General features: G+C 53.4%; 18 protein-coding genes. 16 read left to right on the top strand and 2 right to left on the bottom strand.

Features of this window, described 5'->3' with window-relative positions:
* Window positions 1-67: 67 nt before the first annotated feature.
* A complete protein-coding gene (locus tag IDH45_RS04560) occupies window positions 68-934 on the bottom strand; it encodes a YitT family protein (RefSeq protein ID WP_190925119.1) in 867 nt (288 codons plus the stop codon).
* A gap of 276 nt (window positions 935-1,210) precedes the next feature.
* On the opposite strand from IDH45_RS04560, the gene IDH45_RS04555 reads away from it, so the two are divergent.
* The 14 genes from IDH45_RS04555 to IDH45_RS04490 all read left to right on the top strand — a co-directional run bounded on the left by IDH45_RS04555 (window position 1,211) and on the right by IDH45_RS04490 (window position 14,548).
* Window positions 1,211-1,549, top strand: coding sequence for a nucleotide pyrophosphohydrolase (locus IDH45_RS04555; RefSeq protein WP_190925117.1), 339 nt, complete (start codon window positions 1,211-1,213; stop codon window positions 1,547-1,549).
* A 143-nt stretch (window positions 1,550-1,692) separates the two neighbouring features.
* A complete protein-coding gene (locus IDH45_RS04550; RefSeq protein ID WP_190925115.1) occupies window positions 1,693-2,226 on the top strand; it encodes a tetratricopeptide repeat protein in 534 nt (177 codons plus the stop codon).
* 2 nt (window positions 2,227-2,228) lie between these two features.
* Entirely contained in the window at window positions 2,229-3,032 is an 804-nt protein-coding gene (gene dapB / locus IDH45_RS04545) for a 4-hydroxy-tetrahydrodipicolinate reductase (RefSeq protein ID WP_190925113.1), read from the top strand.
* A gap of 87 nt (window positions 3,033-3,119) precedes the next feature.
* A complete protein-coding gene (mgsA, locus tag IDH45_RS04540) occupies window positions 3,120-3,536 on the top strand; it encodes a methylglyoxal synthase (protein ID WP_190925111.1) in 417 nt (138 codons plus the stop codon).
* Window positions 3,537-4,235: a bacillithiol biosynthesis deacetylase BshB1 gene (gene bshB1, locus IDH45_RS04535; RefSeq protein ID WP_190925109.1), complete on the top strand. Its 699-nt coding sequence runs from the start codon at window positions 3,537-3,539 to the stop codon at window positions 4,233-4,235. It begins immediately after the preceding gene.
* 55 nt (window positions 4,236-4,290) lie between these two features.
* Complete coding sequence (gene bshA, locus IDH45_RS04530) at window positions 4,291-5,463, top strand: N-acetyl-alpha-D-glucosaminyl L-malate synthase BshA (RefSeq protein WP_190925107.1); 1,173 nt, start codon at window positions 4,291-4,293, stop codon at window positions 5,461-5,463.
* 30 nt (window positions 5,464-5,493) lie between these two features.
* A complete protein-coding gene (locus IDH45_RS04525; RefSeq protein ID WP_190925105.1) occupies window positions 5,494-6,774 on the top strand; it encodes a CCA tRNA nucleotidyltransferase in 1,281 nt (426 codons plus the stop codon).
* Window positions 6,774-7,736 carry a biotin--[acetyl-CoA-carboxylase] ligase gene (locus IDH45_RS04520; RefSeq protein ID WP_190925103.1) on the top strand — a complete coding sequence of 321 codons (963 nt, stop codon included), beginning with the start codon at window positions 6,774-6,776 and terminating at the stop codon, window positions 7,734-7,736. Before IDH45_RS04525 ends, IDH45_RS04520 begins: the two co-directional genes overlap by 1 nt.
* A 267-nt stretch (window positions 7,737-8,003) precedes the next feature.
* Window positions 8,004-8,867 carry a 3-methyl-2-oxobutanoate hydroxymethyltransferase gene (gene panB / locus IDH45_RS04515; protein ID WP_190925101.1) on the top strand — a complete coding sequence of 288 codons (864 nt, stop codon included), beginning with the start codon at window positions 8,004-8,006 and terminating at the stop codon, window positions 8,865-8,867.
* Window positions 8,868-8,898: 31 nt separating this feature from the next.
* On the top strand, window positions 8,899-9,777 hold the full coding sequence (panC, locus tag IDH45_RS04510) for a pantoate--beta-alanine ligase (RefSeq protein ID WP_190925100.1): 879 nt from the start codon (window positions 8,899-8,901) through the stop codon (window positions 9,775-9,777).
* A gap of 14 nt (window positions 9,778-9,791) precedes the next feature.
* The gene (gene panD, locus IDH45_RS04505; protein ID WP_190925098.1) at window positions 9,792-10,175 is read left to right on the top strand and encodes an aspartate 1-decarboxylase; all 384 of its coding nucleotides are present in this window, start codon (window positions 9,792-9,794) and stop codon (window positions 10,173-10,175) included.
* A gap of 152 nt (window positions 10,176-10,327) precedes the next feature.
* Window positions 10,328-10,978: a tetratricopeptide repeat protein gene (locus tag IDH45_RS04500; RefSeq protein ID WP_190925096.1), complete on the top strand. Its 651-nt coding sequence runs from the start codon at window positions 10,328-10,330 to the stop codon at window positions 10,976-10,978.
* Between the two features lie 94 nt (window positions 10,979-11,072).
* Window positions 11,073-13,931, top strand: a complete 2,859-nt coding sequence (gene dinG, locus IDH45_RS04495; RefSeq protein WP_190925094.1) for an ATP-dependent DNA helicase DinG — start codon at window positions 11,073-11,075, stop codon at window positions 13,929-13,931.
* A complete protein-coding gene (locus IDH45_RS04490) occupies window positions 13,928-14,548 on the top strand; it encodes a redox-sensing transcriptional repressor Rex (RefSeq protein ID WP_190925092.1) in 621 nt (206 codons plus the stop codon). Before dinG ends, IDH45_RS04490 begins: the two co-directional genes overlap by 4 nt.
* 174 nt (window positions 14,549-14,722) lie before the next feature.
* Here the strand turns inward: IDH45_RS04490 and IDH45_RS34920 are convergent, their stop codons facing one another.
* Window positions 14,723-15,544, bottom strand: a complete 822-nt coding sequence (locus IDH45_RS34920) for a helix-turn-helix domain-containing protein (RefSeq protein ID WP_190925090.1) — start codon at window positions 15,542-15,544, stop codon at window positions 14,723-14,725.
* A 169-nt stretch (window positions 15,545-15,713) separates the two neighbouring features.
* Between IDH45_RS34920 and IDH45_RS04480 the strand changes: the two genes are divergently transcribed.
* On the top strand, window positions 15,714-17,042 hold the full coding sequence (locus IDH45_RS04480) for an ABC transporter substrate-binding protein (RefSeq protein ID WP_190925088.1): 1,329 nt from the start codon (window positions 15,714-15,716) through the stop codon (window positions 17,040-17,042).
* A gap of 107 nt (window positions 17,043-17,149) precedes the next feature.
* Window positions 17,150-18,886: a hypothetical protein gene (locus IDH45_RS04475; protein WP_190925086.1), complete on the top strand. Its 1,737-nt coding sequence runs from the start codon at window positions 17,150-17,152 to the stop codon at window positions 18,884-18,886.
* Window positions 18,887-18,911: the final 25 nt, after the last annotated feature.

The raw sequence follows: 18,911 nt of genomic DNA, 5'->3' as shown, positions 1-18,911 counted from the left end.
GAATAGATGCGGAAAGACACGCAGGGACAAGCCTTCCCTTCGTGTCTTTTTGCCGATGACAGGGCCGTCAATTTCCGCGAAAGCCTTCACCAAGCACATCGTGAACGTCGGACATGATGATGAAGGCGTGCGGATCGACCTCTTTGACGATCATTCTCAGCTTTCGCGTTTCCTGACGGGAAACAACGCTGTACACGACTTTTTTGTCCACTTGCGAATACGCGCCCTTGGCCAGAAACAGCGTGACACCGCGGTCCATCTCGCGGGTGATCACCTGGGCCAGCTCCTCTCCTTTGTCGGACATGATGGTGAAGGCGATGGCCGCATACGAGCCTTCGGTAATGAAATCGATCGTTTTGGAGGCGACGAAGACGGCTACCAGCGTATAAAGCACTTTTTCCTTCGGTATGTACAAGAGCGAGCTGCCGATGACGAGCACATCGATTACGAGAATGATTTGCCCCATGCTCCAACCTTTCGTTTTATTGAGCAGCCGGGCTACGATGTCGGTTCCTCCTGTGGTGCCTCCAAAGCGGAAGACGATGCCGAGCCCGCTCCCGAGCGTAACGCCGGCGTACAGTGTGGCGAGAAAAAAGTCGTTTTCTGCCTGAAACGGGACGACCCAGTTGCGATGGATCGCAATCTCCATCAAGCGGAGGAAAAAGGCAAGCATCAGCGTGCCGAAAACAGTATGGATCATCGCGGTTTTGCCGATCGTTTTCCAGCCGAGAAAAAATAACGGGGCATTCAGAACGAGCGTAGTGACGGATACCGGGAAGTCGAGCGAATAGTTGAACAGCAGGGCAATACCCGTCAATCCGCCTTCCATCAGCTCGTTCGGGATAATAAAATAATGGAGTCCGAATGCGTAAATAGCCGTTCCGAGTGTTATCGGCAGCCAGGACCGCAGAAGCTCTTTGCCATACTTGTTCATGTTGGAATCCCTCCCGACGTTTTTCCCTTCTATGCTTTATTCCATCTTCTCGGTGCTGAAAACCAGACTTTTTTAAACTCGCACTATAAGATGTACGTGTAAAGATAATGAATAGTATACCCCAAGTTGGGAACCGCGGGCAGCATTCTCAGAAGACGGGTGAAGAAAAAAGGATTTGTTTTCGGCCTGCCTTTTGCGTTAACATGTAAAATAGAACGCAAGATCGGAAATCGTTCCGGTCGCTGCGACTGGCGGATTTGTGAAAAGGAGGGCTCTATGTCGGAGAAATCGCTAAAAGAGATACAACGGGAAGTGGACGCATACATATCCCAATTCAAGGAAGGTTACTTCAGTCCGCTCGCTATGCTGGCCCGGATGTCCGAAGAAGTCGGGGAGCTGGCCAGGGAGGTCAATCATCAATTCGGCCCTAAGCCGAAAAAACCGGACGAAGCTGACAATTCGATCGAGCTGGAGCTTGGCGATATTTTATTTATAACGATTTGCTTCGCCAATTCGCTGGGGATCGATCTGACGAAGGCTCACGACGAAGTGTTGAACAAATTCCGTACGCGCGATGCGGACCGCTGGACCAAAAAGAACACCGAACAAGAGTAGCCGTCATATGCTGTACCATCGAGTCGGGCGGAGGAACTCCCCGCTGTCCGCACACCTATCGGTTAGGGGCGGATGCGGCACTCCCCCGGAACCATACATACGGGGCGCACAAGCGCGGTCGTATATGGATCAGGAGGAACGCGATGGACGGCGACAATCCGATTAAGAAGGCGTACGCTTCGATATTGGAAGCCGATTTCGAGCGGGCGATCGAATGGTTTGAGCAGGCAATCCGCGAAGAACCGGACAATGCGGATTATCATTATAAGCTGTCGGTTACGTTTGCGAGAAGCAACCGGTTCGGCAAAGCGATCGAGCATTCGTTGCGGGCCAAGCAGTTGGAGCCGGAGAGCGACGTATACAGCTATCATCTGGATACGCTGCAGGCTAAACTGCTCATGCAGGATGCACAGAAGGTGTTGGACGGGACTGACCGGACTTATTTGGCCGTACCTCTCTTGACGCGCGCCATTGAGCTCGATCCGCTGTCCGTCGAAGCGCATATGATGCTTTCCGCCGCTTATGCGGCTTTGCAGGAATACGGCAAGGCCGTTCAGATGGCGAACGAGACGTTACGATTGGACCCCGAGCATCCGGACGCCAAGCGACTTGCCGAGGAATACCGGCAGCAACTGAAAACGTATTTGCAGACGCAGCAAACGATAAGGGAGATTTGACGATGAGTTCAATCATTCATGTAGCAGTAGCCGGAGCAAACGGAAGAATGGGTAAAGAAGTAGTAAAGATGGTGCTCACCGATCCGAACCTTAAGCTGGTGGCGGCTATAAGCCGTTCCAACGAAGGAGTCGACGCCGGTCTGCTCGTCGGGAAGGAAGCTTGCGGCGTGTTGGTCAGAACGGATCTGGAGGCAGCACTGTCCGGTGCGGACGCACATGTGATGGTCGATTTCACAACCCCTCACTCCGTTATGGCCAACAGCCGCATCGCGATCCGGCAAGGCGTGCGTCCGGTAATCGGAACTACCGGATTGAAGCCGGCGGATATCGAGGAATTGGACAAGCTGTGCAAAAATAACGGAACCGGCGGGATCATCGCTCCGAATTTCTCGATCGGCGCGATTCTGATGATGAAGTTCGCCGCTCAAGCCGCCAAATATATGCCGCATGTCGAGATTATCGAGTATCATGGCGACCAGAAGCTGGACGCGCCTTCCGGCACGTCAATCAAGACGGCGGAGATGATCGCGTTGAATCGCCAGGAATTCCGCCAAGGCAATCCGAACGAGGAAGAAACGATCGACGGCGCGCGGGGAGGCTTGTACAACGGATTCCGCATACATAGCGTTCGTCTCCCGGGCGTATTCGCGCAGCAGGAAGTTATCTTCGGCGGCTACGGGCAAACGCTCAAAATCCGTCACGATTCGTACGATCGCGAAGGGTATATGCCAGGGGTAAACATCGCCGTCAAAAAAGCGATGGAGCTGTCCGGAATCGTATACGGGTTCGAGCATTTTATCGACTGAACAGACATTAGTTAGCGGAAGTGGAGGCTGATGCCGGCAAGCCGGCTGAGGTCCCAGTACGCAACAGCTATAGTGGAGGGAAACCCGATGGAGATCGCACTAATCGCCCACGACCGCAAAAAAGAAGAAATGGTCAATTTCGTTATCGCCTATGAGGAAGTGTTCAAGCATCATACGTTGTATGCGACCGGCACGACCGGCACCCGCATTATGGAGAATACGGACCTGCAAGTACACCGCTACATGTCCGGGCCGCTCGGCGGCGATCAGCAGATCGGCGCTAAAGTAGCGCAAGACGAGATGGATCTCGTCATCTTCCTGCGCGACCCGCTTATGGCGCAGCCGCACGAGCCGGACATCATCGCGCTGCTTCGCTTGTGCGACGTGCAGGGCATACCGGTGGCGACGAATATCGCTACGGCGGAGCTGCTTGTCCGTTCGCTTGACCGCGGGGAGTTCGGCTGGCGGGATCTGGTGGATAAATATAAACCGGGGTTGATGTAAATGTCCTATGAAACCGATATTCTCATATTCGGAGCGCATCCCGACGACGCCGAGATCGGCATGGCGGGTACGATCGCCAAACATACGGCGGCCGGCCATAAAGTCGTTATATGCGACTTGACGGCGGCGGAGATGTCCTCGAACGGAACGGTGGAGTTAAGGCGCCGGGAAGCCGAGCAGGCGGGAGCGATCCTGAAGCTGGCGGGGCGTACGAATCTGGGGCTGCCTGACCGCGGCTTGTATATGACGAAGGATTATGTCGATGCCATTACGCTGGAAATCCGCAAGTTCCGGCCGCGGATCGTGTTCGCTCCTTATTGGCAGGACAGGCATCCGGATCATATCGCCTGCAGCCATCTCGTTCAGGAAGCGGTATTTAACGCAAAGCTCCGCCGGTATATGCCCGACTCGGAGGCGGTGTCGGTGCAGCAGACGTACTTTTATTTCATTAATGACGTGCACGAAGCCGATATCGTGGTCGACGTAAGCGGCGTATACGAAGCCAAAAAAGCTGCGTTGAGCGCTTATGCGAGCCAGTTCGATCCGGCGGCGGCCGGCAATCATTATGTGCCGACTCCGCTGAACCAGGGGTATCTGGAGCGGGTCGAGGCGAGAGACCGGCTGCTCGGCCAGCAAAGGATGATCCCTTATGCCGAAGGGTTCGTATCCAAGCTTCCGGTACTTGTTGACTTATTTTAACGGATGATCGAATATAATACCTGTATACGTATGATTCGCGGGGAGGGGGATGTCTATGGAAAACGATCGACTGAAGATCGGCATTACGTGTTATCCGTCGCTCGGAGGTTCCGGCGTCGTGGCGACAGAGCTTGGAAAGCTGCTCGCGGAGAAGGGCCACGAGGTTCATTTCATTACGCACAGCATCCCTTTCCGCCTGGGCAAGTTTCATAAAAATATTTTTTATCACGAAGTCGAAGTTAACGACTACTACGTGTTCAAATACCCGCCTTACGATTTGTCGCTGGCAAGCAAGATGGCCCAGGTAGCCAAGATGGAGAAGCTGGATATTTTGCACGTCCATTACGCGGTTCCCCATGCGGTCTGTGCCTTTTTGGCCAAAGAGATGGTCGGCTCGGATCTGAAAATCATCACAACGCTGCATGGTACCGATATCACCGTGCTCGGCCAGGACGAATCGCTCAGCGACCTGATCAGGCTGGCGATCGAGCGAAGCGACGCGGTTACGGCGGTCTCCAAAGATCTGATCCGCGAGACCCGCGATCTGCTGCATATCGAGAAGCCGATTGATCTTGCCTACAATTTTGTGGATAAAAGGGTATATTACCCGAGAGATGTCGCTACGCTGCGCCGCGACTTCGCCAAACCGGACGAGAAGCTGCTGCTGCACATATCGAACTTCCGTCCCGTCAAGCGGATCGGCGATGTGGTGGACGTGTTCGCCAAAGTGAACGAAAGGGTCCCGTCGAGACTGCTGTTCGTCGGAGAAGGACCCGAGCTGTCGAAGACGATCTGCAAGGTGAAGGAGCTCGGCCTGACCGACCGCGTCATCTTCGCCGGGAAGCAGGACGATGTCGCGCAGGTGATCTCGCTGGCCGACGTGATGCTGCTTCCTTCGGAGAAGGAAAGCTTCGGGCTTGTGGCGCTGGAGGCGATGGCTTGCGGCGTTCCGACGGTCGGTTCGAACGCAGGCGGCATTCCGGAGCTGATCACGCACGGGGAGACCGGGTACCTGGCGCCGATCGGCGATACTACCCAGATGGCCGAACACGTGATCCGGCTCCTGTCGGACCCTCAGCTTTATGAGGCGATGTCGAAAGCCTGTCTCGATCGGGCGCATTTTACGTTCTGCAACGATTTGATCACGGCGCAATACGAGCAGATTTATTACCGGGTGCTGGGGCGCGAGGTGCCGAGCATCGATTTGAGCGAAATATGCCGGGCTTGACCGGCTGAAGGATGCGGGGGCATTACGGAGATGTCGGAACGGATGGAGACGGAAGGAAAAGAAGTGCTCCGCGCGCTCAGCGAAGCGGGTTACGAGGCGTATTTCGTGGGCGGCTGCGTACGCGACAAGGCGCTCGGACGACCGCTTAAAGATATCGATATCGCGACCTCCGCTTTGCCGGACGAGGTGATGAGGCTGTTTCCCCGTCACGCCCCGACCGGACTTGCCCATGGCACCGTTACAGTTATCCGGGAGCAGCACACGTTCGAAGTGACGACGTTCCGCAAAGAATCCGAATACGAGCAGTTCCGGCGGCCCAAGGAAGTGGAGTTTATTTCCGATCTGAACGAAGATTTGCGCCGCCGGGACTTTACGATTAATGCGATGGCTCTGGATGCGCATGGCACCCGGTACGATCCGTTCGGGGGCTCTGCGGATTTGGAGGCGGGAGTCGTAAGATGTGTTGGCAACCCGCTGGAGCGGTTTCACGAGGACGCGCTGCGCATGCTCCGGGCGATCCGTTTCGCTTGCGAATACGGGTTCTCGCTTCAGGAGGCGACTTGGGAGGCGCTTCTCCGTCATGCGCCGCTGCTCGCCCATGTGGCGATGGAGCGGGTAGGCGCCGAGCTCGACAAGATGATCGAAGGGCGGTCGCCCGATCGTGCGGTGAAGCTGCTTGCCGAGAGCGGGTTAACCCGTCATTTCAAGCAGCCTGTAGTTTGGCCGCTGGCCGAATGGGACTTAGTACCGGAACTGTGCGCAGCGGTGAAACTGACCGGCGTAACAGGGCCCGAGCTACGGTGGACGGCCTTATTCGTCCTGCTGGAGATGAGCTCTGGACAAGCCCGGGAAGCGATGAAACGGCTCAAGTTTTCCGGCAAAAAATCGGCTGCGATCGTCCGGCTGCTGCAGATGGATGAATGGATGCGGCAGCATCTGGACAAGATCCGTATGGAAGACGAGCAAGCGGGCTTCGAGACGTGGGCCGGCGCTTGCGTAATGTTCGGGAAGCCGGTTGCCTTACTGTGGCTGGAGCTTGCTTCCTGGCAGACGGAGTCGTTGGACGGCCGGAACTGGCGGCAGCTGCTCGAGCTCGGTCCCGGGTGGATCGAACGGATACCGGCCGATCGGGTAACGGAACTTGCGGTGAACGGGACGGAGCTGGCTGTCGAGCTGGACAAACCAGCCGGTCCGTGGCTGGGCGCGCTGCTTCAGGAACTGCTGGTGGAAACGGCCAAGCTGCGAATACGGAATGAACGGGATATTTTAATTCAAGAAGCCAAAAATCGAGTAAAGCGGGAAACGATGTAATGGAGCATAAAATATTGGCGTATCTGGAGCAGCGCCCGAACGAATACGTATCGGGCGAACAGCTGAGCGAACTGCTCGGCTGCACCCGAACCGCCGTCTGGAAACACATCCGCAGCCTGCGCGATCAAGGGTATACGTTCGACGCGGTCTCGCGAAAAGGCTATAAGCTTACGGGCAAGCCGGACAAGCTGAGCGCAGCGGCCATTCTGGCCGAGCTGTCGACGGCGGTTATGGGCCGATCGGTCAAAATGTACGATTCTGTCGACTCTACGCAGACGATTGCCCACCGGCTGGCCGAAGAAGGCGCTCCGGAGGGAACGCTGGTGATCGCGGAAGTTCAGACGGCCGGGCGCGGACGAATGGGGAAAAACTGGCATTCGCCGAAAGGGAAAGGTGTCTGGATGAGCCTGGTCCTGCGGCCGAACATTCCGGTTCATTTTACCCCTCAACTGACGCTGCTGGTCGCCGTCGCTTTGAACCGGACGATTCGCAAGCTGGAGCCGTCCTTGCCGGTTGCGATCAAGTGGCCGAACGATTTGCTTGTGGACGGAAGGAAGATCAGCGGCATCCTGCTCGAGTCGAATGCGGAGGACGAGCGGCTGCGGCACGTGATCGCCGGAGTGGGCATCAGCGTCAATCTGCAGGAGGGCGATTACCCGGAAGAGCTGCGCGGAATCGCTACGTCGCTCCGTATGCTCAGCGGCCGGGAATGGAGCCGTTCCGAACTGATACGCGCGTTCCTGGAGCAGTTCGAAGCGTTGTACAATCTGTACGACTCGGAAGGCTTCGAGCCGATCCGGACGGCGTGGGAAGCGTCTGCCTATTCGCTGGGCCGTCCGATCGCGGCGAGGACCCCCAGAGGCGTTGTGGAGGGTGTCGCCGAATCGATCGACGAGATGGGCGCCTTGATTGTCCGGCATCCGGACGGAAGTGTGACCAAGCTGTATTCCGCGGATATTTAGCTAAAAACATGTAGATTTCGTGAACGATCTGGTATAATATTGCGTAGAGGCGGTATCCTACGTGGAACTGCACTCCTGCACGCAAGTAAAACAAGTTTGACATGCAAGTCGCGGAATTCTGCTCTGAGCCTAAAAGGGACCGAGACAGAAAACAAATCTGACGATTCGTTTCCTGTTGTTTTCTAAGCCTTTTAGCCGAGCGGCTAAAAGGCTTTTGTGCGTTCCGGACCGGTTCACGAGCCAACCAAATCGAAAGCGGGTGTTCGGATGGAACCGAAAAAAATGAGTACGACCCGAATGAGAAAGATGAAGACGGACGGCGTGCCGATCTCGGTGGTCACCGCCTATGACTACACGTCGGCCAAACTGGCCGAGGAAGCGGGCGTGGACGTCATCCTGGTGGGCGATTCGCTCGGCAACGTCGTGCAAGGCCAGGAATCGACGCTGCCGGTTACGCTGGATGAGATGATTTATCATACGAAGATGGTGACCCGCGCGATCTCGGCTCCGTTTGTCGTAAGTGATATGCCGTTTATGACGTATCACGGGTCGATCGATCAGTCGCTTCACAACGTCGGGCGGCTGATGCGGGAAGGATTGTGCAAGGCGGTCAAGATGGAGGGCGGAACGGAGATCGCCCATACCGTCGACGCGGTAGTGAAGGCAGGGGTACCCGTTATGGGCCATATCGGCCTCACTCCGCAGTCGGTGTATCAGATCGGCGGTTATAAGATTCAAGGAAAAACCGGCGTTTCGGCCCGCAAACTGATGGACGACGCCAAGGCGCTGGAGCAGGCCGGAGCGTTCGCCATCGTGGTCGAGCTGGTCACGGACGAGATCGCGGAGGAGATTACGAAGGCGGTGTCGATCCCGACGATCGGCATCGGGGCGGGCGTTCATTGCGACGGACAGGTGCTCGTTTTCCACGATCTGCTGCAATATGCATCGCCGGTATTTCCTAAAAAATTCGTTAAAGCGTACGCCAACATTGGGGACTCTATTCGTAACGGGATCGCCCAATATGTCCAAGAGGTCAAAAGCCGCAGCTTCCCGGCCCAGGAGCATACATTTCACGCGGATCTGGAGCTTGCGGGACATCTGTATGGCGGCAAATCGCCCGACAACGACTGAGGTCAACCCGGGAGAGGAGCAATCATCATACATGGAAGCTATTGTCCGGATCGAAGAGCTGCGTTCGAAACTGAAGGCAGCCAGACGCAATAAAGCAAATGCGGAGGGCGAAGTACGGGTCGGCTTTATGCCGACCCTAGGCTATATGCACGAAGGCCATATGAGCTTGATTCGTCAGGCTCGCCGGGAGTGCGACATCGTCGTCGTCAGCATTTTCGTGAACCCGCTGCAGTTCGGGCCAACCGAAGATTTCGACAAGTACCCGCGCGACAACGAACGGGACCTATCGCTTGCGGAGGGAGCGGGAGCGGATTATGTGTTTTTGCCCAGCGTAACGGAAATGTACCCGGCTCCGACGAAGACGACGGTAGTCGTCAAGGAATTGACGGATACGCTGTGCGGCGCGTCGCGCCCGGGCCATTTTGACGGCGTGGCGACGGTGGTAACCAAGCTGTTCAACATCGTGCAGCCGGACCGCGCTTATTTCGGCATGAAGGACGCCCAGCAGGTCGCCGTGATCGAGCAATTTACCCGCGATCTGAACATTCCGGTGCAGATCGTCCGCTGCGAGACGTTAAGGGAGCCTGACGGACTGGCGATGAGTTCCCGCAACGTGTACTTAAACGAAGACGAGCGCAAGCAGGCGCTCGTCTTGTCCAAGTCGCTTAGCCAAGCCGAGTCGTGGATGGCGGAGCCGGACATGACGGTAGGAAAGCTGGAGCTGAACATTCGACGTATGATCGAGTCCGCGCCTTTGGCCGTTATCGACTACGTTACGATTTTAACCTATCCGGGACTTGAACCGGTAACCGGCGTACAGCCATTTAACGGAGAACAACCGATTTTGGTGGCGCTCGCCGTCAAATTCGGTAAAACCCGCCTGATCGACAATCGCATTTTTTTCTCTTGAGGAGGAGAACCGGCATGTTTTTAACGATGATGAAATCGAAAATTCACCGCGCGACGATTACGGAAGCGAATTTAAATTATATCGGAAGCATTACGATTGACGAAGATCTGATGGATTTGGTCGAACTTTTACCTAATGAAAAAGTGCAGGTTGTAGATAATAACAACGGAGCCCGCCTTGAAACGTATGTCATCCCCGGCCCACGGGGTTCCGGAGTCATCTGTTTGAACGGTGCAGCGGCTCGTCTCGTTCATCCGGGCGATACTGTCATTATTATTTCTTACGCGCTGATGACGGGCGAACAAGCGAAAGCTCATAAGCCGAAAATTGCCATTATGGGAGAAAACAACAAGGTCGTCGATACACTGAATGTCGAAACTCATTCCACAATCCTTTAAGTGCAAGCTACGTGAGCACCGGAAGTTCCGGCTGAATTCCATATTCGATGTCGAGCAGGCTTTCGGATGTACTTCTTGATCAAAAGTGGACTTTTTGAACAACCTCTTCAAGCACGGACAGCACGATTTCTCAGCCAAGGTGGGATCAGATCATGTTGAAACAGTTGTTTGCCTCGATGCACGACACGTTAGACGACGTGATAAAACATTTCCCGACTGCCGACGCCAAGGGAAAGCAGGGTCTTCACAACAAGCTGGACGTATTAAAAGCGATGAGTGATTCCTTTATCGAGGAATGGCTGCAATTCGAGGAGAAGATGGCTCGATTTCTGGAAACATTGCCGAAATCGTCCGGTTGGGCCGTTGCGGGGAGCAGCGGCGCTTCTCCGGCCTTGCCGGAAGGCAGCGATGCCTCCGAGGCGTTCAAGCGAGGCCAGGGTTATTTTCAACTGCTCATGTACGACAATGCGGTTCGCGAATTCGAGTCGGTTGTCCAAGGACACCCCGAGTTCATTCTGGGCCGGCTGTACTTGGCTATGGGCCATATGCGCAAAGGAAACGACGCCGAAGCGTACCGGCATTTCCGGTTCATTACCTCGCTGACGGAGCACGACCAGATGAAGGCCGTCTCGTATAACGCGATGGGATGCATTCATGCCAAAAATGCCAATATCGAGCAAGCCCAGCATTTCTTCAAACTGGCCTATATGGCCGATCCGAGCAGCGTGGAGCCGATGATCAACATGGGAATATGCATGTCGCATCACGGGAGCCAAAGCGCCGGAGAAGGATTTATCCATTAAATGATCATAGCCTCGCTTCGGCTTCCCTTTTCGGCTACGCAATAATTTGGTATGCTAAGAAGGGAATCGCGAAGAAGGGATTGAAGAGTACCGGATGAGATATGCGGTAATCGATTTTGAAACAACGGGAGACCAACCTTCGGATGATATCATACAGGTTGGTCTTGTTGTTATAGAAGATGGTGTCATCAGCCGGCGGTATTCATCCTTCGTCCGGCCTAATAAATCCATACCTGAATTTATCGTACAGCTGACAGGCATCACCGATGAGATGGTGGCGGACGCTCCGGTTCTCGAAGACGTGTTGTCCGACATGCTTCCTTTGCTTGCGGACAGCGCGCTTGTGGCCCACAATGCGGGTTTTGACCATATGTTTTTGCGATATGCTTGCGAACGAAGCGGATATCTTCCTTTTGACGGGCGGGTTATCGATACGATTCCGTTCCTGCGCATCCTGTTCCCTTCGCTGACGAGCCTTCAACTGTCGATGGTGAGCGCCGCTTTCGGGCTTGGTCACGATCGTCCGCACCAGGCGGACAGCGACGCTGAAGTGACAGCGCTTATCTGGCTCAAATGTTTGGAGCGGTTCGATACGCTGCCGCTGCTGACCGTTCAGAAGCTGGCCCAGCTGTTCGAGTCCGATCCTTCAGACATGGGCTGGTTTATGCAGGAGATGCGGGTGCGCAAAGAATCGGCAGTCAGTATCGACCCCGAGACGAACCGGTATTTTCGTCAATACGTGCTGAATGTCGGGGACTGGGATGAGGAGAAGCCGGCGCGTGAGGAAGAAGGTTCACCTTCAATCGGCAAAAACGAGTCGTTCGACGAGTTTTACGATAAAATCAAGACGAATTTGCGCACCAAGTTCGAGCACTACGAGGAACGCGAAGCGCAGGAGCATATGATCCGCGAGGTGGAGAGCTCGTTTTCGTCCGACCGCCATCTGATGGTGGAAGCGGGCACGGGCACGGGGAAATCGCTCGGCTACTTGATTCCTTCCCTGTACCACGGCATCAAGGAAGACAAAAAAGTGGTCGTCAGCACCCACACGATCAACTTGCAGGAGCAGCTTCGCCAGCGGGACATCCCGCTGCTTCAGGATATATTTCCGGTCCCGTTTCGGGCGGCCGTGCTTAAGGGGCGGAGCCATTATTTATGCCTGCGGAAATTCGAGCAGAAGCTATACAACCGCGACTTTGCCAGCGAGAAGGAAGACCGGATTACCGCGGCCCAGATGGTCGTATGGCTTTCGGAGACGAACCACGGCGATGACGAGGAGCTGTATTTCGCCGGGCGCGGGGCCGAATTTTGGCAGACGGTCGGCAGCGACACCGATTCGTGTCTGAACCGGATGTGCCCTTGGTTCAAAAAATGTTTTTACCACCGCGCGCGTAACGAAGCGAATATTGCGGACGTGGTCATTACCAATCATTCGCTGCTGTTTACCGACATTCAGGCGGAAAACCGGCTTCTGCCGGCCTACAAGCAGCTCGTCATTGATGAAGCGCATCATTTCGAGGAAGTGGCGAGCAAACATCTGGGGATGGATCTGCATTATGCCTCCTTGGTAAACACGCTGCTGTGGCTGTATAAGGATGCGAAGAACGGCCAGCTGCCCTCGCTTCAGTTCAGACTGCAGCGCGGCTCGGAGCAAAAGGCCGCCGACTGGAACCAGACGATCGAGTCGGTTTATCCGCGCATGGTGCGCATCAAGGAAGAATGGGACAAGCTGACCGAGCTGCTGTATATGTTCGTCTCCGAGCGCAACGACGGCGGAGGGACCGAGAGCGGACAACTCGTGCTCCGTCTCAAGCCGGAAGCGCTGCCGAAGGCGTGGAGCTCGCTGCTTGTGATCGAAGAGAACATTTACCTCGAAGCGACCGAGATCGGCAAAAAGCTGGAACGGCTTGTGACCGAGCTGAAGGAGGAAACCGACGAGTTTGCGACGAGCAGCGTGCTGACAGACTTGTCGGGGTCGGTGAAGGCGTTGCTGCGGCACCGGGACGTGCTCCGGTTCTTTATGCAGATGCCCGATCCGCATTACGTGTACTGGCTTGAGGCCGCTCCGTACTTCAAGAGCAAGTCGCTCCAGGTGTTTGCCGTGCCGCTTGATGTCAGCCATCTGCTCAAGCAGCACTTCTTCGAGGCGAAGGACAGTGTCGTATTAACGTCGGCGACTTTAACGGTTAACAAAACGTTCCAATACAGCGCCTCGCAGCTGGGCTTGCAACCGTTGTCGGATACCGAGAAGGTGAAGACGGTACAGCTTGCTTCGCCGTTCCAGTACCGCAAGCAAGCGCTTGTGCTGATTCCGCGGGATTTCCCCAGCGTCAAAGGGGCGACGGCGGACGAAGTGTTCCTCGGGGCGCTCGTCGGGTCTTTGGCCGATGTGGCGAAGGAGACGAAGGGCCGGATGCTTGTCCTGTTCACTTCGCACCGGATGTTGAAGCAAATTCATCCGGAGCTGAAGGAGCGGCTGAAGCCAAGCGGCATTCAGGTGCTCGGCCAAGGCGTCGACAGCGGCAACCGCAGCAAGCTGATCCGGATGTTCCGATCGCAGTCGTCGAGCGTTCTGCTGGGCACGAGCAGCTTCTGGGAAGGCGTCGACATTCCGGGGGAGGCGTTGACTTGTTTGGCGATAGTCAGACTTCCGTTCCAGCCTCCGAACCACCCGCTGGTCGAAGCCAAAAGCGAACAGCTGAAAAAGAACAACCTGAACCCGTTTACGGCGCTGTCGGTGCCGCAGGCGGTTATCCGATTCAAGCAAGGCTTCGGACGTCTCGTTCGGACGGCTAAAGACCGCGGTGTCGTCGTGATTTACGATACGCGCGTACTGGAAACCTCCTATGGCCGCAACTTTTTGTATTCGCTGCCCGGTCCGAAAATCGAACATTTGAGCACACAGCAGTTGGTACCGCGAATATCAGATTGGATGGGGGAGGAAAACGGATGAAGACACCGAAAATTTCGGAGGCGGTCGTCCGCCGTCTCCCGGTTTATCTTCGTTTTTTGAATGAGCTTAGCCGGCGCAACGTGCAGATGGTCTCGTCGCAGGATCTGGGCCAAAAGCTCGATCTGAATCCGGCGCAGATCCGCAAAGATTTGGCTTACTTCGGGGAATTCGGCAAAAAAGGGATCGGCTACGACGTCGCCTATTTGATCGAGAAAATCCGCCAAATTTTAAAGCTGGACCAGATTATTCCGGTCATTCTGGTCGGAGCCGGAAACCTGGGCCGGGCTTTGTGCAATTATAACGCCTACCTGAAAGACAATATGAAGATCGTAGCGGTCTTCGACAGCTCTCCGGACAAGCTCGGCGAGCATATTAACAATTTGACCGTCCAGCCCATGACGGTGCTGCACGAAACGGTCCGGGAGCACAAGGTGCGGATCGGCATCATTACCGTCCCGGCGTTCGAAGCGCAACTGGTCGCCAACCAGTTCGTTGACGCCGGGGTGGAAGCGATTCTTAACTTCGCGCCGGTCATTATTAAGGTGCCGAACGAAATTCGCGTTCATCATGCGGATTTTACGACCGAGCTGCAGAGCTTGGCTTATTATTTGGATTGAGGCGACAAACCAAAAGAAGCTTCCGCCTTCACGAGTACCGTGATGGTTTCGGAAGCTTCTTTGCCGATCAATCGTAAGCAGGCGACACTGCGAAAACCTTTCGGGACGCCGAGAGGAAGTAAGCCGCCGCCCACAGCGGCAATGGAACAGAACACAGGGTACACGGTGGGCCTTTTATACGCGGTGCACTTTGCGATATTTTCCGGGCGTCATGTTCATATGCTTCTTGAATATCCGATTCAAATAAAAACCGTTTTGGTAGCCGATATGATCGGAGATCTGATCCAGCGTCAGATTGGTCTCCAGCAGCAGCTTCTTGGCCCGTTCGAGACGAAGCTTGATCTGATATTGGGCGGGTGTATCGCCATAGCAGGCTTTGAACTTCTGAATCAGCCGGACGGTGCTCAGACCGAGGGAGGAGGCGATCTCATTCAGCGCGATCGGCTGGAACGCCTGCTTCTGGATCATGGCTTCAGCCTTGGCCATCAACCGGTCCGGCTGCTGCGAATCGCGTTGCAAAACCGCAGTCCACGGGACCATGCCGGCCTCCTCGCTGTACAGGAGCCATATATCGTATAAGTAGTGATTGCTGAGCGGGTTTCTGGCGACATGGTGCATGTGCAGCGCATCGATCTTCTTGAGCATGTTATAATTGGCGACCAGTCTGCTTGTGTTCTGAAAGCTGATCTTCGTGGTTCCCAGTTGCAAGCTCTTCGCGTCGGCGGGCTGGCTGTCAATCTTGCCCCAGTCCAGTTTGATCACGAAAAAACAAAGCGGGGTGATGACCACCCGGCGAAACGGGGTCAGTGGAGGACAGATGACGATATCGCCAAAAGCGGCCGTTCCCTTCTCTTCTCCGATTTCGTAATAGAAGGAACCGGATTCCATCGCAAACAGCGTCCATGCCGCGCTCGTATCCTCGTAAAGGATAAATTTTTCTTTGTTGTGCCAATACATAAGTTCCCGCACTTGAGGAACAAAGCCAATCACATTCACCGCATGCACTCCTTTCGGCTAAAAGGAAGCTTTAATTTTGGATATAGTATAATTCAGTTTCAGACATTTTAAAAGCACATCAAGCCCCTTATAGTGAGAATAAGAGAGCGAAAAGGAAATGTTTGGCGAAAAGCTCCCGACTGCATTTATTTCAAATGGAGGGGTTTTCATGAAGGAAAGACTTATCCCGATGACCGCGCTGGTTTGTTCGATCGGACTGATGTCCGCCTGCGGAGGAAACGAAGGCACGGTCGCCAATTCACCGAAAACAGTGACTGAAACGAAGGGTGAATTGCCCGCGGCCGGAATCGACAAGCCGACGGAGTTGAACATCTATTACATGTACAGCAACTGGACGGACGAAGATTTTATGAAAAGCTTCGGGTCGCTTATTCAGAGAAAATACCCGAATGTGACATTCAAGCTGACCCAGAAAACGAAGGGGAGCACCATTCAGGATATGGTCACGGCGAAGGCGGATATGGATATTATTATCGCCTCGCAAAGTCAAATTTTCAGCTTGGGCGAATTGGGCTTGCTCACGGACATTTCGGATCTGATAAAAGCGAACAAATTCGATCTGAGCCGGCTCGAGCTGTCGGCGGTCGAAAACTTGCGGAAAATCACAAACGGCAGCATTGTCGGCCTGCCTTACAAAATCAACGCGATGGCAATGTACTACAACAGAGATATATTCGACAAATTCGGCGTGCCGTATATGAAGGACGGATTGAGCTGGGACGACGTTTACGAAACGGCAAGGAAGCTGACCCGGTTGGAGGGAGGCGTACAATATTGGGGCATTTCGCTGAATTTCTACCAAAATTTTTTAACCTTGAATCAATATTCGCATGAGTTGATCAATCCGAAAACGCGCGTGCCGACCTTTACAGATCATTTCTGGAAAGGGTATATGGAGAACTTTGTCCGGTTCGCGGAAATACCGAGCAACGGGTTGACTCGGGAAATTCTCAATAAACAAAACGATTTGTTCGTGAAAGACAAGACGCTGGCGATCATGCTCTCAACGATTGGCGGGGTTTCAGGCCTGTCGAAGGAATCATCCCATCTGAATTGGGACATAGCCGCCTATCCCGTCTTCAAGGACATTCCCGATATGGGGCCCCCGCCAGCGCCAACCTATATGCTCTTGTCGGCAACCAGCAAGCAGAAGAGGGAAGCGTTTCTGGCTATGGCAGAGATGCTGTCCGACGAATCGCAGCTAGCGTTGTCCAAGCTTGGAAACGCTACCGCACTTTCGGAAAAGTCTATTCGAGAGTCGTTCGGCGACGGCCTAGTCGAACTGAAGGGAAAAAATGTGAAAGCGCTTCTCCCGAGCAAAATGGCTGTACCGATCACCTGGAACAACCACACGATCGTTTCGCAGAATGCGATCAGCAATGCGTTTGCCGATGTATTGCTCGGCGCCAAAGATATGAATACGGCGTTGCGCGAAGCGCAAGAAGAAGCCGAGAAGGCGATTGCCGAATTGAAATGACGAATTTAATGATGTTTGGTATGAAACCGCCGGTGTGTATGTAAGCGTTAACAAAGATCTTTCGTTACAGGTAACAAATCATATTTCTCAGCCGGGAGGCGTATATAATGAAACCAAGCTCGAATCCGAATAGATCCAATGAAGAGCGGGCTCATGAGAAAGGCCGCAGTCGATCCGGCCGGAAGGTCAGCAGAAGGAAACTGCTGGCTGCTTTGGGAGCGGTGGGAGTGGCCGCTGCAGCCACTAAAGCCGAGCAATTCGGAGCGTTGGGAAAGGCCGCCGCAGCTGTAAGACCTTCACAATCAGGCGAAGCAGTAGAGGTTATTGATCAAGAGCAAGTCTACATCCATATATCTCCTAAATTTACTGGCGAATATCGCGCCTTAAGATACTTTGGTAAACTTACACAATCCAATCATTCCGAAGTATTGTATGACGCAATAACCGCAGCTGCAGATGAGGGGTTTAAATTATTTATACCAAGCAATAAGGCTTTATATTTATCCGGGTGGAGCACTCCAACAATAAATAAGCCTATAGAGATTGAGTTCCAAAACGGAACTTTAATAAACAGCGATACACAACAAAACTTCTTGAACCTTTCAAACACAGCACTTATAAATGGGATTGTTACGCTTGAAGGTTTTTTAAACGGGCTTCATTTTTTGGGAATAGGAGAAGAAATTGATCTTTTTGTTAATGGCATGATTTGCAAAAACATGGGCGCAATGATAAATATGAGGTACTCGGACAATCAATCAGGGTCATTAAGAAAAGCCGTAATAAAAGACGTATGGTGTAGTAATCTTTCGAATTGGGGAATAGACATAAGCCCGGCTGTTTTTGGTGACCTATCTTTCATAAGACCCAAGTTTAAAAGCTGCAAGACAAGATTTATAGGAGTTGGAAACAATGCTACAGGTGAAAATGCATCCTCAAACCAGATTGTGAGGATATTGGGGTTAATTGGAGATGGTCTAAGTGAGCAGGCAGGAATAACAGAGGTCAACGGGATCTATGTGACTGGCTGTCAAAATGTTTACATCGAGAACCCTGACATCCGTAACCTTGAACACACGTCTTCATCCTATCACGCTGAAGGAATTTACATTAAAGCTGCAAACACGGCAATAGTTAGCCCTAGAATGAAAAATGCTGGAGGTAATCAAGGAGTAATTGTAGTAAAGGGGTCTGGCGTTGGATCAGAAGTCAGCTCAAAAGCTTCTATTGTAAATGCAGTTATTGAAAGTGATTATCCACTATCTAAACCTACATGTCCATTATATGTTCAGGCTGACGATGTTCGTTTTGACGGGATAATTTCAGGCACATTTACTCGTCCGATTCAGTGCAATCAAAGTGTTAACATTAGCGGGCTTATACTTGATGTTAAGCACGTAAACTGCAACTCTGACAGGCTCATACAAATGACACCGAATGTGATTTCTGCTGAAATAAAAATCAATTCAGACAACGTAAACGCTATTTATGCACAAAGACCGGTCGCTGTGCACTTTGGTGGAGCAAAATCACCGTCAGATCAAGGGAAAAGCATAAGTGAAAATATAGCAATTAAAAATTCAAGCGCAAAAAACTTTAAAAACAGCACGGGGCATATAAGCGGAACTTTTGCTGAAATAGATTTGGGCTCTGATTCAAGTGCAGAATATGGGAAAATATCCATACGTGACAACGATACAAACAACTTGACTTTTTCAGTTAGTGGGGTATCAGGTAATGTCGGCGCTTTAATTACAGAAGGCAATGATCTTACTGGAGGTACCGCTGACTGGAGTGCGGGCGGCGTTTCTGTTACAAAGCTATTGCAAAACAATTTATCCTAATATTTCACTTCCCATCATTGCGCTG

Origin of the sequence: Paenibacillus oceani (assembly GCF_014705615.1) — a bacterium.
Classification (GTDB): domain Bacteria; phylum Bacillota; class Bacilli; order Paenibacillales; family NBRC-103111; genus Paenibacillus_AB; species Paenibacillus_AB oceani.
Note: the sequence above shows the minus strand (reverse complement) of the source record. Positions and strands in the feature narration are given on the sequence as shown.